Source organism: Bacillus cereus group sp. MG9 (assembly GCF_040459995.1).
Taxonomy (GTDB): Bacteria; Bacillota; Bacilli; order Bacillales; family Bacillaceae_G; genus Bacillus_A; species Bacillus_A mycoides.
Map to the genome: position 1 here is coordinate 1,039,413 of NZ_JARVHC010000001.1, position 13,487 is coordinate 1,052,899.

Sequence of the window (13,487 nt, forward strand, 5' to 3'; positions counted from 1 at the left end):
TGATATGAAAAAATATATTCTTTCATTAGACCAAGGAACAACAAGCTCACGCGCAATTCTTTTCAATAAAGAAGGAAAAATCGTTCATTCAGCTCAAAAAGAGTTTACACAACATTTTCCAAAGCCAGGCTGGGTTGAGCATAATGCACAAGAAATTTGGGGATCTATTTTAGCAGTTATCGCAACTTGCTTAAGCGAAGCAGATGTGAAGCCAGAACAAATCGCTGGTATCGGTATTACGAACCAACGTGAAACAGCGGTTGTATGGGATAAAACGACTGGAAAACCAATTTATAACGCAATCGTATGGCAATCTCGTCAAACAGTTGAAATTTGTGATGAGTTAAAAGAAAAAGGTTATAGCGAGATGGTTCGCGAAAAAACAGGTCTTTTAATTGATGCATACTTCTCTGGTACGAAAGTAAAATGGATTTTAGATAACGTTGAAGGTGCAAGAGAAAAAGCAGAAAACGGCGAGTTATTATTCGGAACAATTGATACATGGCTTGTATGGAAATTGTCTGGCGGTAAAGCGCACATAACAGATTACTCAAATGCATCACGTACATTAATGTTTAACATTCACGACTTACAGTGGGATGATGAGCTTCTAGACATGTTAACAGTACCAAAGAGCATGCTTCCAGAAGTACGTCAATCATCTGAAATATATGGAGAAACAATTGATTATCACTTCTTCGGTCAAAATGTACCGATCGCAGGTGTAGCTGGTGACCAGCAAGCAGCATTATTTGGACAAGCTTGTTTCGGTGAAGGTATGGCGAAGAACACTTACGGAACTGGTTGCTTTATGTTAATGAACACAGGCGAAAAAGCAGTAGCTTCTGAGCATGGCCTATTAACAACAATTGCATGGGGTTTAGATGGTAAAGTGAATTACGCATTAGAAGGAAGTATTTTCGTAGCTGGTTCTGCAATTCAGTGGTTACGTGACGGACTGCGTATGTTTAAAGATGCGAGCGAGAGCGAAGTGTACGCTAGCCGTGTTGAATCAACTGAAGGTGTATACATAGTACCGGCATTCGTAGGACTAGGTACACCGTATTGGGATAGTGAAGTACGCGGCGCTATGTTTGGTGTAACACGCGGTACGACGAAAGAGCATTTCATTCGTGCAACGCTAGAATCTTTAGCATACCAAACGAAAGATGTACTATGCGCAATGGAAGCAGATTCAGGTATTGAACTGAACACATTACGCGTTGATGGCGGAGCAGTTAAAAATAACTTCTTAATGAAGTTCCAAAGTGATATTTTAGAAGTTCCTGTAGAGCGTCCAGTGATCAATGAAACGACAGCTTTAGGTGCAGCATACTTAGCTGGTCTTGCGGTTGGATACTGGAAAAACCAAGATGAAATTAAAGCACAGTGGCATATGGACAAACGCTTTGAACCAACGATGGAAGCGGAAACAAGCGAAGAGCTATATGCTGGATGGAAAAAAGCAATTGAAGCAACTAAAGCTTTCAAATAATCATAAACAGTGTTATAATGATGACAAGTTAATAATTCGGTAGGAGATTTGGAGAGACCACAACACGCTGTAGAGGCGAAATCTATAGCGGAGCTTGTGGTCTCTTTTTTCGTTATCAAAGGGAGGAATTACCATGAAATTTTCAAGTAAACAACGTAAAGACGTATTAAACGGAGTAAATAAACAAGAGTTAGATGTGATCGTAATTGGTGGAGGTATTACTGGTTCTGGTATTGCATTAGATGGGGCAACACGCAGTTTATCAACGATTGTGTTTGAAATGCAGGACTTTGCAGCAGGTACATCAAGTCGTTCAACGAAACTTGTACACGGCGGTTTACGTTATTTAAAACAACTTGAAGTGAAAATGGTAGCAGAGGTGGGGAAAGAGCGTGCGATCGTATATGAGAACGGTCCCCATGTAACAACACCGGAGTGGATGTTACTTCCGTTCCATACAGGCGGCACGTTCGGGTCATTCAGTACATCAATTGGTCTTCGTGTATACGACTTCTTAGCAGGTGTAAAACGAAGCGAGCGCAGAAAGATGTTTAACCGTGAAGAAACGCTAAATAAAGAGCCTCTTGTAAAACAAGAAGGATTAAAAGGCGGCGGTTACTACGTAGAATATCGTACAGACGATGCGCGTCTTACAATTGAAGTAATGAAAGAAGCGATTGAACATGGTGCGAAAGCTGTTAACTACGCAAAAGTAGACAGTTTCTTATATAAAGATGGAAAAGTATGCGGTGTACGTGTAATCGATTTACTAGACGGAGAAGTGTATGAAGTTTACGGTAAGAAAATTGTAAACGCAGCTGGTCCTTGGGTAGATACACTTCGTGAAAAAGATAACTCTAAAAAAGGGAAAGTACTTCAGTTATCAAAAGGTGTGCATTTAGTAATTGACCAAAAACGTTTCCCATTAGGGCAAGCAATTTACTTTGATACACCAGATAAACGTATGGTGTTCGCGATTCCTCGCGAAGGAAAAACGTACGTAGGTACAACAGATACGTTCTATGATAAAGACGCAGCTGTACCGCACATGACAACAGAAGATCGCACATATATCATTAATGCGATTAATTACATGTTCCCAAGCGTGAAAATTACAGAAAAAGATGTGGAATCAAGCTGGGCTGGTGTACGTCCGCTAATTTATGAAGAAGGTAAGAATGCATCTGAAATTTCTCGTAAAGATGAAATTTGGACTTCTGAATCTGGTTTAATTACAATCGCGGGCGGTAAATTAACAGGATACCGCAAAATGGCTGAAATGGTAGTAGACTACGTAACGAATCTATTACAAAAAGAAGGCCATAGCGCATATAAGAAGAGCGATACGAAACATATGCCAATCTCTGGTGGTCATGTAAGTGGTTCACACGGATTCCCGGCATTTGTTGCGAAAAAAGCAGGCGAAGGTACGAAATATGGTTTAACGACAGCACAAGCGGAAAAATTCGCGAAATTCTACGGCTCTAACGTTGACGTACTGTTTGACTTAGCGAAAAAACATAAAGACGAAGCGAAAGAATACAACATGCCGCTAGACGTTCTAATCCCACTTGTATACGCAATGGATTACGAAATGACAGCGAAACCAGTTGACTTCTTCGTACGCCGCAGAGGCGCTGTATTCTTCAACATCCACTGGGTATACGAGTGGAAAGAAGCAGTAATCAACTACATGGCTGCGAAACTAGGCTGGAGCAAAGAAGAGCAAATGAAATACACAGCTGAATTAGAAAAAGCATTAACAGACGCTGTAATTCCTGTAGATCAGCAAGAACAAGCAGCTGCTTTAGCTTAAAAATAAACCGCGTGAGGGAGAGCCCTCGTGCGGTTTATTGTTTTATTATATTTGTATAGAGTGTACTGAAATTAACTGAGTGTAGATTTTTGTTGCTTAACAGGATATGAATACGAAAGGTATAATAAGTATTATTATACCGTTTGAATAACTTAACAATTGTAGTAGTGTATTGGAGTTGAAATGAATCAATTTATTAATTTGTTTCTACAGTTAGGATTTATTGAGCAGGATTAATTTAAAGAGGTGAATGGAATGAATACTAATGTTCAAAAAGAGTTAAATCAATTAGTAGATAAAATGACTTCCTCTCTTTCTGATGTTAATAAAATTATTTTATTTGGGTCTCATGCTTACGGTATGCCTAATGAGGATAGTGATTTTGATTTGTGTGTAGTGGTTGATGGTATTGGTAAGAGGAAAAGAGAAGCCTTAAAGAAATTGAATTTAAGTATATTCGATGTAATGAAAACACCAGTCGATTTACTTGTTTACGGTTCTGAAGAATTTAATGAGCGTTCTGGTAATCCTGTAACAATGGAATACAAGATTGCTGAAGAAGGTAAGGTATTGTATGAAAAATTTCAGTGAGGCAAATTTATGGTTTGAAATTGCAGATTCAGATCTTAGAGCTTCTAATCATTTATTGTCTTTAATGCCTATTCCTTTTGCAATTATCTGTTATCATTGTCAACAGTGTGCTGAGAAATATCTAAAGGGGTATTTAACGTTTAAAGGAACTCATCCGCCTAAAACGCATAATTTATTGCTGTTAGTAAAGGGATGTGCTGAATTTAATATGGAGTTCAATGATTTAATAGATGATTGTGCAGAGTTAAATAGTTATGCGATTGAAGTCAGATATCCTTATTTTGAAGAACTTAATAAAACAGACGTATCGCAAGCTATAAAAAGTGCGGGGGATATTAAAAGTTTTGTTTTAGAAAAAATTAAATAGTAGAGGATGAGCAAAACGGTATGGACATTTCCAACCGTTTTTTTATGAATTTATAAAACTTTTCCATACAGTGCGTCGTCTAATAAATGGGAAGGAGGAAATGATGTGGATGAATTAACGGTAGAAGCGTTTGAAATAGAAGATAAGGAACTCCTTATCGATGAAATCATGAACAAGTATGGACAAGAAGTCTTACAGCTTGTGTATTCATATGTGAATAATAAAGAAGTCGCTGAGGATTTAACGCAAGATATATTTGTGAAATGTTATAAATCTCTTCATACATACAAAGGGAAATCGAATGTGAAAACGTGGTTGTGGAGAATTGCGATTAATCAATGTAAGGACTACATAAAAAGTTGGTATAACAAAAAGGTGATCGTGACAGAGGATGAAGCTGCTTATATTGGGGTTCAAAATGATAGTGTCGAACAAACTGTTATTCAAAATGCGAAGGACCGTGAACTGGCTTCTGCAGTAATGAATTTACCGATAAAATATCGAGAAGTCATTTATCTATTTTATTATGAAGAACTATCAATTAAAGAGATTGCTATTGTAATAGAAGTGAAAGAAAACACGATAAAAACGAGACTGAAAAAAGCGAAGGAGCTTTTGAAGAAAGGATTGGAGGAATAATCAAATGGAAGATCGATTAAAAGGCCTGCGAAAATCAATGGAGAATACAACGTTTAAACATTTGAGTTTTTCTGATCAACACCGAAAGCGGGTGCGTGAAAAAATCAATGCATCACACGAAAAGGAAGAGGACATCTCGTTAGCCATTTTACAACTCCTCAGTAATGAAAAAACAGGATACGAATTGTCACAGCTACTACGAGGGAGAGGGATTCGAAAATTCGAAGGGAATGAAGGGTTTTTATATACCGTATTACATCGTCTAGAACAGAATCGTTTTATCCAATCAAGTTGGGATCATTCAGGAGCTAAATATTATCAATTAAATGATAAAGGAAACAAGATGCTGCGAAAGGCAGAAAAGGATTCTACGAAGGCACGGTTTATATTAAAAGGATTAGTACAGGAGTGAGATAAAATTGAACAAAAAAGGGGATCGTTTTTTAAGCGAAGTTACCAATCACATTAAATCAAAAGAAGCAAAGAGCTTTGTAGCAACTGAACTAGATTTTCACTTGAAACAGGCGAAGAACACGTGGATAGAGAAAGGGTTAAGTGAGGAAGTTGCTGAAAATAAGGCTGTTGAACAAATGGGAAGTCCGATCAAGCTTGGCAGGGAACTTAACAAACTTCATAAGCCAAAGGTGGATTGGTTCTTAATTATTTTATTAGTGGCTGCTATGGGGCTAGGGTTTTTACCAATAATCGCTCTTGGGCATACGAATGATTTATTAATGAACAAGGTAATTTCTGTTATTCTCGGCATTGCAACAGCTATTGGAATGATGTTGCTTGATTACCGGAAGTTAGAAAGAATCGGGTGGCTGTTTTATACAATTGGAATACTTATCTTGTTAGCTATAAAATGTTTTCCGACTATTTCTGTGAATGGAGAAGCATTAATAAAGATTGGTCCTCTCACAATTGACTGTTTAATGACGATACCATTCTTCTTTCTAGCTTGGGCTTCTTTTTTCAATAATAGTAGGTTAAAGTTTATGCACCTTCTCATGTTGTACGTATTTTCTTTATATCTATTTTCAACTACATCAATTCTGGTGCCAATTTTTATTTATATTACGATGGTATTCGTTATGCTTTGGTGGAGTAAGCTAGGAAAGAAAACGGCATGGCTCATTACAATTTTACCAATTTTACCCTTTGTTATTAAGGATCTATTTTCCTGGTCTGCCGTAAAAGAATACCGGATAGCTAGAATTTTAGGTTTTTTAAACCCAGAGCATGATCTATGGTATTTACGTTTAAAAGAGGCAATGTCGTCGGCAGGTTGGTTTGGTACATATGGAAATATAAAGTCTATCCCTGCTGCGCATACTGATTTTGTATTCGCGAGTTTGACTTACTATTATGGATATGTGCTTGCGCTGATTCTTGTCTTGATTCTTTCTCTTTTTGCAGTGAGAATAATGACCATATCGTATAGAATAAATGATGGTTATGGTAAATTGCTACTCGTTGGTGGCGTAACTCTTTTTGTAGTCCATTTCATTTGTAACGTTGGCATGATCCTCGGGATATTACCACGTGTTTCTATATCATTACCCTTTATTAGCTACGGATTGATACCAACTCTGTTTCATGCATTTATAATGGGGATTGTGCTGAGTGTGTATCGGCGTAAAGATATGCCGTTTAGAATGAAAAAAACACCTTGATGATGATCAAGGTGTTTTCGTTACAAGTTCAAAACTCTCCGAAGCAGCCCCTGTTACAAAAGGACTAACCTCACCAACGCTATAAAGCTGCAATTCATGCATTGCGCGTGTACAAGCAGTGTAGAACAATCTACGTAGGCTCTCATCGCTGTACACATCTTTAGAAGCATCGTAAATAATAACAGCATCAAATTCGATACCCTTCGCTAAATAAGCAGGGATAACGACGATGCCTTGCTCATACTCGGCTGAGTTACTTTTCACAAGTTTAATATTCTCGATATGACTGAGTGCCTCGTATGCAGCGGCACTTTCAGCCGCGGATTTACATATAATTGCGATCGTATTGTGCTGTTGTTTTTGTAGTTCAGCAACTTTGGAAGTGATACGCTCATGCAGCTCACTGTAATCCGAAACTTTAGTTACTGTAGGCTTTTCACCGTCACGTTCAAATGCATTAATGTTCTTTCCTTCAGGTACGAGGTCCCGTGTAAATTCAATTATCGGTTTTGTTGAACGATAGCTACGAGTTAAGTTAATGCCGTTCGTTTCATCTGGTCCGTATAAGCTAGTAAGTGTATTGAAATTAACTGTTTCACTCGCATGGGCAAATATCGCTTGGTTAAAGTCTCCGAGTACAGTCATTTTTGCGGCAGGGAAGAGACGTTTTAAAAACTCGAACTGAAACGGAGAATAATCTTGTGCTTCGTCTACAAGTACGTGTTTAATGGATCTGTTCGTTTGGAAGCCTTCAATTAATTCTTTTAAAAGTAAAAATGGAGTCGCATCCTCGTAATGTAGCTTTCCTTCATCAAGCATGTTCACAGTTAATGAGCAAATGTCGTCCCATTCTTTAGGTTTTTCCCCAGCAACCCATGATGCATCTGTGAAGAGTTGTTTATATATGCCTGTGAAGTTGATGAAGCGCAATGTTTGAACACCTTTACGAAGCGGCTTCAATTTTTTACGGACAATCATACGTCCAAGTACTTTCGTTTCTTTCTCAAAATCATTAAAGGAGTTGTCGTCAAACTCGCCTTTTTTCTGTAAATATTTATAAGCCTTTTGGTATTCATCTTTACTAAGTAGCTCAATTTCTTCTTCTACCCAAGGCTTTTTCAGTTCTGTTTTTTCAATTGTGTCTATTTGTTTGTTTAGCCAATCCGTTAACTTCTCAATTCGATTATGGAAGCGGAGGGAGGAATCAGTATTATAAAATTGCTCTGTAATTTCTTTAGCAGAGGCAATCAGTTTTCCTCTAAATTTCATTCCTCTAAATAGCATGCCTGAAGATTCAAGAGATTGTCTGTACGCTCTAATCATCTCGAAAAATTGAGTAGATGCTTTAAATCGAATGCTCGCATTTCGAGTTTTATAATTTGCGCTATTCGTTTCAGTTAGCATATATTCTAATTGCTCGTAAGGATCCTCAACGTCAAATGACTTACTTAGTCTATGATTTAAATATTCTTGGAATGTAACTTGCTGCATATTTTCTTCACCGAGTTCTGGCAGTACGTTAGATACGTAGCTGTTGAACATGGAGTTAGGGGAGAAGAGAATGATTTGATCTGCTTTTAGCCATTCGCGATATTTATATAGTAAGTAGGCGATTCGCTGCAGGGCAGCTGACGTTTTCCCGCTACCAGCAGCTCCTTGCACGATAAGTAGTCGCCCTTCATCGTGACGGATAATTTCATTTTGCTCGCGCTGAATAGTAGCAACGATACTTTGCATATGTTTGTTTGTTCCTTTTCCGAGCGCTTGTTGCAGAATTTCATCGCCAATTGTGAGGCTCGTATCGAACATTGAATCAATCTCGCCATTCTGAATTATATATTGTAATTTCTTCTCCACATTACCGCAGATTACGCCTCCTGGTGTGCTGTATTCAGCCGGTCCTGGTGGATAATCGTAGTAAACACTTGAAATTGGTGCGCGCCAATCGTATATAAGAAAGTTTTCTCCGCTTGCATCGGTAAGTGTAGCAACGCCGATATAAATTTGTTCTGCACCAATTTCTCCTTCTTCTTTGAAATCAATTCGTCCGAAGTAAGGTGCTTTATGCATACGGCGTAGTGCGGCAAGTCGATTAAAGGTGTGCTTATGGGTAATTTGTGTTACGGCTAGTGACTGAGCTTGTTGTCTTAAGTTGATAACTGTTTCAAGATAATCGTCAAAAGTATCAGTATTAACTTTTACATCATCCCAAAAGTGTTTACGAATGTTGATTACTTCTGCCCGGCGTCTGCCAGTTTCGCTTTCCAGTTTATCAATTTGCTCCGTAATCGTTTCTATTACGTTATCCAATCGTTTTTGCTCTTGATCAAGTTTTTTGTTCATACGTAAGCACTCCTTTAAAAGTGAAAAATAGAGGTTGACTGAAGATGTGTTTTGGTGTACAATTAAGATACGGATAAATACATTCTTTTATTTTTATCGAATGCGTTTCTGTACTAATTTAACATAGTTTTTTAATTTAATCAATGATAATAAGATAAACCTTGGTTTCGTGCTGTACGAAATCAAGGTTTTTTTGTGTTGAATGGAGTAAGATGGGGGAGTATATCGATTTATCGGTAAAAAACTACTACAAAATAAAAAAGCTTGGGGCTACCCAAGCTTTTTTCACTTCATTATTTCTTTTCGTCTTTTTTAGCGTCAGCTTTTGGTTCTTCGAAAAGATCTTTCAAATCTTTATCGTCAACTTTTACGTCAGCTTTTTTGATTTCTTTCATCATAAGATCATTCATAAATTGAGCATCTTGTGTTTTTTCTTGAACTACTTCTTTTTTGATGTCAGCTTTTGCTTTATCGAAAGTTGCGTCAGCATGAGTCTCAGTTACTTTAATGATATGGTAACCATGCTGTGTTTTTACTGGTTCACTTACTTCATCTTTTTTCAGCTTACGAGCAGCTTCATCGAATTCTTTTACCATTTTATCTGGTCCGAAGAATCCTAAGTCGCCACCTTTTTCTTTTGAACCTGGATCTTCAGAGTACTTTTTCGCTAACTCTTCGAAAGATTTACCTTGTGCAAGTTCTTCTTTCACTTTTTTAGCAGTCTCTTCATCTTTTACAAGAATATGGCTTGCTTTAATTTCTTGCTTATAGTCCTCGAATTTTGCTTTTAAGTCTTTATCAGTAATTGCTTTTTCAATCGCTTGTTCTTGAGCTAATGAAGCGCGAACGCCATTTTTAACTGTTTCTTCTTTAAGGCCTTGTTGTTTCATTAGTGTATCGAATTGGTCACCGACTTGCTTTTTCATTTCATCGAACTTTTTGTCTACTTCTTTTTCATCGACTTTGTAGTTTTTAATAAGTACTTTTTCCATAACCATGTTATTTAGTACTTGTTTACCAGCTTGTGTCTTCATTTGATTGTAGAACTCTTCTTTAGTGATGTCACCAGCTTTAGATGTAACAATTTTGTCTGATGATGATGTTCCACATGCTGATAATGCGATTACACTTGTTGCGGCTAAGGCAAGCATAGCTTTCTTCATTCAATAAACACTCCTACTATTATGTATTTTTAATTTATCCCATACGAATGAAGAAACGCCTTATGATAGGTTATTTTCGTTCATAAGAACCTGATTAAGTCTCACTGATGTCTTTGCTTTTTTTATATGTAAAAGCACGCTTAACAGGGCTTACCGAGGCTTTAGGATAAAGTTTAGATGCGTGTCGTTTATTTCATAGTATAAGCAATATGTACAAAATTTAATATATCATATTTCGACGGGTTTTCCTATTGATAAAGAAATTTTAACCAGTTTGTGTCAGATTTTGAAAGGGTACCATATTGGGCGCATGTCGCATATACAGAAAAGAGGAGGGGATGGGGGATGAATTCAAAACTTATTTTATTACTTGTACTGTTTATTTTATTAGTTATAGTAGGTATAATTTGCTTATAGAGGAAAAAAATGAGGAAGGGGCTTCCTTCCTCACTTTCCATGAAATATAATTTCTACATAACTAGAAATTAATAGAATGGTAATACATACATTAATAACTCGAAAGACACCGGGCTGGCGGCTCGCAGATATTTGTTTTCGCTCACACAGTGTATGTGTCATGAAATTCGTGTAAAATATAACAAGAAGTGCGAATGCAACAAAAACAACGGTTATAAGAGTCATGAGGCGAGACCTCCTTTTGGCTAAAATACATATACTTTATATATTGTATCATACGATATTTTGTTCGTGTTACAAAATTCAGAAATAGAAGACTTTGTGTTAGGAAGCGAGGGAGAAAATGGACGTTGTAAGAAGACTAGAACAAGCTGAATACTACGTAGACCTACTATTTAAAATGATTGATGAAGAAAAGTGTCCATTTTATTCTTTAATCATAAAGAAAAAAGCTCGTAAAAAAGACATTGAACGTATACTAAAACTTTGTGAAAAGCTGAACGAACAATATGTAGTGGAGAAAGCAGAAGGCCTTCTATTGTTTGGTGCGCTATTAGATCAATTTGAAAAAGCGCTTCCACATCAGCTCGAAGTACACGAAACTGCGGAAGCGCTAGCAAAACAAGGTTTATTTAAGCCACTTATGAATGAATTCTTAAGCATGATTGCGAAAAAATAAATAGATTATTTCTTAACTAACTTTTGATCGGATTCCGTAAAGTTCTCCTCGATATCTTCTAATGATTTCTCAAAAATATCGATGAAGTCTTGTCCGTAAATATTGCGAAGTATCGCAATAAGTTCGATATTTTCTGGGAACTTACCGTAAAAATTACGAAGTTCAAGTGCCCCATTAAAAACAGAATTATTTTCAGGGTCATACTCCTCCATTAAGCGAAGTAGTAATTCTTCCCCTTTGTCTGTAATTTCAATGTACGTATTTCGTTTATCATCTTCTTTTTTAGAGAATACAAGATAGCCGCGTTCTTCTAGCTTTTTAGAGAAGTTAAACGCCGTTGATACGTGCATAACTCCAAACTTAGCAATCTCAGAAATAGAAGCCCCTTTTAAATGATAAGCGATGGTTAAAATGTGATGCTCGTTAATGTTTAAATCGTAAGGTTTAATCCATTGTTGCCAATCTTTCTCTACGCATTTCCATAACGCTTTCGATAATTGAGCAATACGTTGGCTGAAAATCATCGCTTCTTTTACCGAGTAATTTTTTTCTCCACTTTTCATTTACTCACCCACTTTAACATTCTTTTTTCATTATTATCTATTATGCCAGTAAAATAAAAATTAATAAAGTCTTTTTGTGAGAATTGTGAAAATTTTTCGGAAAAATAACATTCTATACAAATCATGCATAACTATGGAAGCGTTTTATGAGTCGAGAATACATGTGTTGTCTTTACATGTTAAGGGATAACATATATTGTAAATGCATAAAAACACGGCATATCTATGTGATATGCCGTGTTAAGGTCAATTCGTATGAAAAATATTTGTTATATGCAAAAAACTAAGCAGGAATATGTTTACGCTTTTTCTGGAACAGCTTCTTGTAGTTTCTCAATTGACTTTTGAATGTCTAAAATTTCTTTTTCGATATGTCGTTTGTTTTGAGAAATATCTTGTTTCCAGTTAGAAAGCGTGTCATGCATATCGTCTTTTAGTTCTTGGAATACTTCTTTACCTTCTGAAGCAGTTTCAACGATTTGACGCTTTAATAACTTCGTATCAGCTGTAATATCAGCTAATGTTTTTTTAATATCAGTTCCTTTTTCTTTCAGCTTACCGCGCATAGCTTTACCAGAAGAAGGAGTTGAGAAAAGAACGGCTAGTCCAGCAACTGCTCCGCCGCAAAGTACACCTGTAATAAAGGATTTAGCTTTTGACATAAAAGGAAACCTCCTTATTTTTCGTTCGTATTCATGATGTATAAAAGTGTGCATATCTTTAAGACAAGGGGAAGAAAAGTGAGCTTTTCTCTCTTGTACATGCTATGCACAAAAAATCATACCCCCGGCATTTTTTGTGAAGAAAGAAGCCATACAATAAATGCCAGAGGAATCGGCTTGTTATGTATTACTTCTTATTATAGTGGCACTATTTCACACTATTTGCAATTGTACTTGCGATGTTTTGTAAATTTTCCATTGTGTATTCATTTTGGTGTGATTTCCAAACAGCACCGAAACCATCGTTTTCACCGTAGCGTGGAATTAAATGAAGGTGGAAGTGGAATACAGTTTGTCCAGCTTTCTCGCCGTTATTGTTAAGTAGGTTGAAACCAACTGGATTAAATTCTGCTTTCATTGCATTTGCGATTTTTGGAACGACCGCAAAAATATGTGATGCGATTTCTGGCGTTAACGCAAAAATGTCTTGTTTGTGAACTTTCGGAATAACAAGAGTATGTCCTTTTGTTACTTGACTAATATCTAAAAATGCAAGTACATGTTCATCTTCGTATACTTTTGAGCAAGGGATTTGCCCGTCAATGATTTTACAAAAAATACAATTGTCCGCTGTATGATTCATCGATCTCATCCTTTCAAATAGTCTTAGCCGTATTTTACCATAATTACATAGGAGAACAAACACGAAAAACAGGAAGCTGACTCAGCTTCCTGTTTTCTGAAGAGGGATTGAAAAAGCATTTTTTATAATTTACGGTTCGCAGACACCTCATTTATTTAAGAAATGCACGGTAAATCGGCTAAAGTTTCTGCCGTAGACACCCCATTTTCAAGTGAAATGAATTGCAATCTTTTTTTAAAATGAAATTGTTTATTTTTTAAAACAGTATATGCTCTTTCGGAGACACCCCGTTTCGAAAATGAAACAAATTATCTGGTTATGTGTAAATTTCATTGTCCAACTTGGACACCCCATTTCATGATGACTTCACTATGTTGTTGTACTCATCAATTGGTGGTTGCTTTTTCAATGTGTTCCTTCTTCACTAATTATG

General features: G+C 36.7%; 14 protein-coding genes. 8 read left to right on the forward strand and 6 right to left on the reverse strand.

Translation table 11 applies throughout. The annotated features are described in order from the left end of the window. Positions 1-4: 4 nt before the first annotated feature. The 7 genes from glpK to QCI77_RS05320 all read left to right on the forward strand — a co-directional run bounded on the left by glpK (position 5) and on the right by QCI77_RS05320 (position 6,584). A complete protein-coding gene (gene glpK / locus QCI77_RS05290) occupies positions 5-1,495 on the forward strand; it encodes a glycerol kinase GlpK (protein WP_063217551.1) in 1,491 nt (496 codons plus the stop codon). 133 nt (positions 1,496-1,628) lie between these two features. Next, the gene (gene glpD, locus QCI77_RS05295; RefSeq protein ID WP_353824619.1) at positions 1,629-3,311 is read left to right on the forward strand and encodes an aerobic glycerol-3-phosphate dehydrogenase; all 1,683 of its coding nucleotides are present in this window, start codon (positions 1,629-1,631) and stop codon (positions 3,309-3,311) included. Between the two features lie 255 nt (positions 3,312-3,566). Continuing rightward, on the forward strand, positions 3,567-3,902 hold the full coding sequence (locus QCI77_RS05300) for a nucleotidyltransferase domain-containing protein (RefSeq protein ID WP_002087180.1): 336 nt from the start codon (positions 3,567-3,569) through the stop codon (positions 3,900-3,902). Then, positions 3,886-4,269, forward strand: coding sequence for a HEPN domain-containing protein (locus QCI77_RS05305; RefSeq protein WP_353824620.1), 384 nt, complete (start codon positions 3,886-3,888; stop codon positions 4,267-4,269). Before QCI77_RS05300 ends, QCI77_RS05305 begins: the two co-directional genes overlap by 17 nt. Before the next feature lie 105 nt (positions 4,270-4,374). Then, positions 4,375-4,908: a sigma-70 family RNA polymerase sigma factor gene (locus QCI77_RS05310; RefSeq protein WP_002011110.1), complete on the forward strand. Its 534-nt coding sequence runs from the start codon at positions 4,375-4,377 to the stop codon at positions 4,906-4,908. A gap of 4 nt (positions 4,909-4,912) precedes the next feature. After that, entirely contained in the window at positions 4,913-5,320 is a 408-nt protein-coding gene (locus tag QCI77_RS05315; RefSeq protein WP_002011111.1) for a PadR family transcriptional regulator, read from the forward strand. Between the two features lie 7 nt (positions 5,321-5,327). Continuing rightward, complete coding sequence (locus QCI77_RS05320; RefSeq protein ID WP_353824621.1) at positions 5,328-6,584, forward strand: FtsW/RodA/SpoVE family cell cycle protein; 1,257 nt, start codon at positions 5,328-5,330, stop codon at positions 6,582-6,584. Between the two features lie 6 nt (positions 6,585-6,590). Here QCI77_RS05320 and helD read toward each other — a convergent pair whose 3' ends face one another. The 3 genes from helD to QCI77_RS05335 all read right to left on the reverse strand — a co-directional run bounded on the left by helD (position 6,591) and on the right by QCI77_RS05335 (position 10,732). Then, on the reverse strand, positions 6,591-8,927 hold the full coding sequence (gene helD, locus QCI77_RS05325; protein WP_353824623.1) for an RNA polymerase recycling motor HelD: 2,337 nt from the start codon (positions 8,925-8,927) through the stop codon (positions 6,591-6,593). A 293-nt stretch (positions 8,928-9,220) separates the two neighbouring features. Then, the gene (gene prsA / locus QCI77_RS05330; protein WP_002186490.1) at positions 9,221-10,090 is read right to left on the reverse strand and encodes a peptidylprolyl isomerase PrsA; all 870 of its coding nucleotides are present in this window, start codon (positions 10,088-10,090) and stop codon (positions 9,221-9,223) included. Positions 10,091-10,537: 447 nt separating this feature from the next. Further along, the gene (locus QCI77_RS05335; protein WP_000172693.1) at positions 10,538-10,732 is read right to left on the reverse strand and encodes a hypothetical protein; all 195 of its coding nucleotides are present in this window, start codon (positions 10,730-10,732) and stop codon (positions 10,538-10,540) included. Positions 10,733-10,850: 118 nt separating this feature from the next. Between QCI77_RS05335 and QCI77_RS05340 the strand changes: the two genes are divergently transcribed. Next, entirely contained in the window at positions 10,851-11,186 is a 336-nt protein-coding gene (locus tag QCI77_RS05340) for a DUF1878 family protein (protein ID WP_341086473.1), read from the forward strand. 5 nt (positions 11,187-11,191) lie between these two features. Here QCI77_RS05340 and QCI77_RS05345 read toward each other — a convergent pair whose 3' ends face one another. The 3 genes from QCI77_RS05345 to QCI77_RS05355 all read right to left on the reverse strand — a co-directional run bounded on the left by QCI77_RS05345 (position 11,192) and on the right by QCI77_RS05355 (position 13,054). Continuing rightward, positions 11,192-11,749: an HTH-type transcriptional regulator Hpr gene (locus QCI77_RS05345; RefSeq protein ID WP_002150075.1), complete on the reverse strand. Its 558-nt coding sequence runs from the start codon at positions 11,747-11,749 to the stop codon at positions 11,192-11,194. 299 nt (positions 11,750-12,048) lie between these two features. Then, entirely contained in the window at positions 12,049-12,411 is a 363-nt protein-coding gene (locus QCI77_RS05350) for a YtxH domain-containing protein (RefSeq protein WP_002011120.1), read from the reverse strand. Positions 12,412-12,619: 208 nt separating this feature from the next. Beyond that, positions 12,620-13,054: an HIT family protein gene (locus QCI77_RS05355; protein WP_001016832.1), complete on the reverse strand. Its 435-nt coding sequence runs from the start codon at positions 13,052-13,054 to the stop codon at positions 12,620-12,622. Positions 13,055-13,487: the final 433 nt, after the last annotated feature.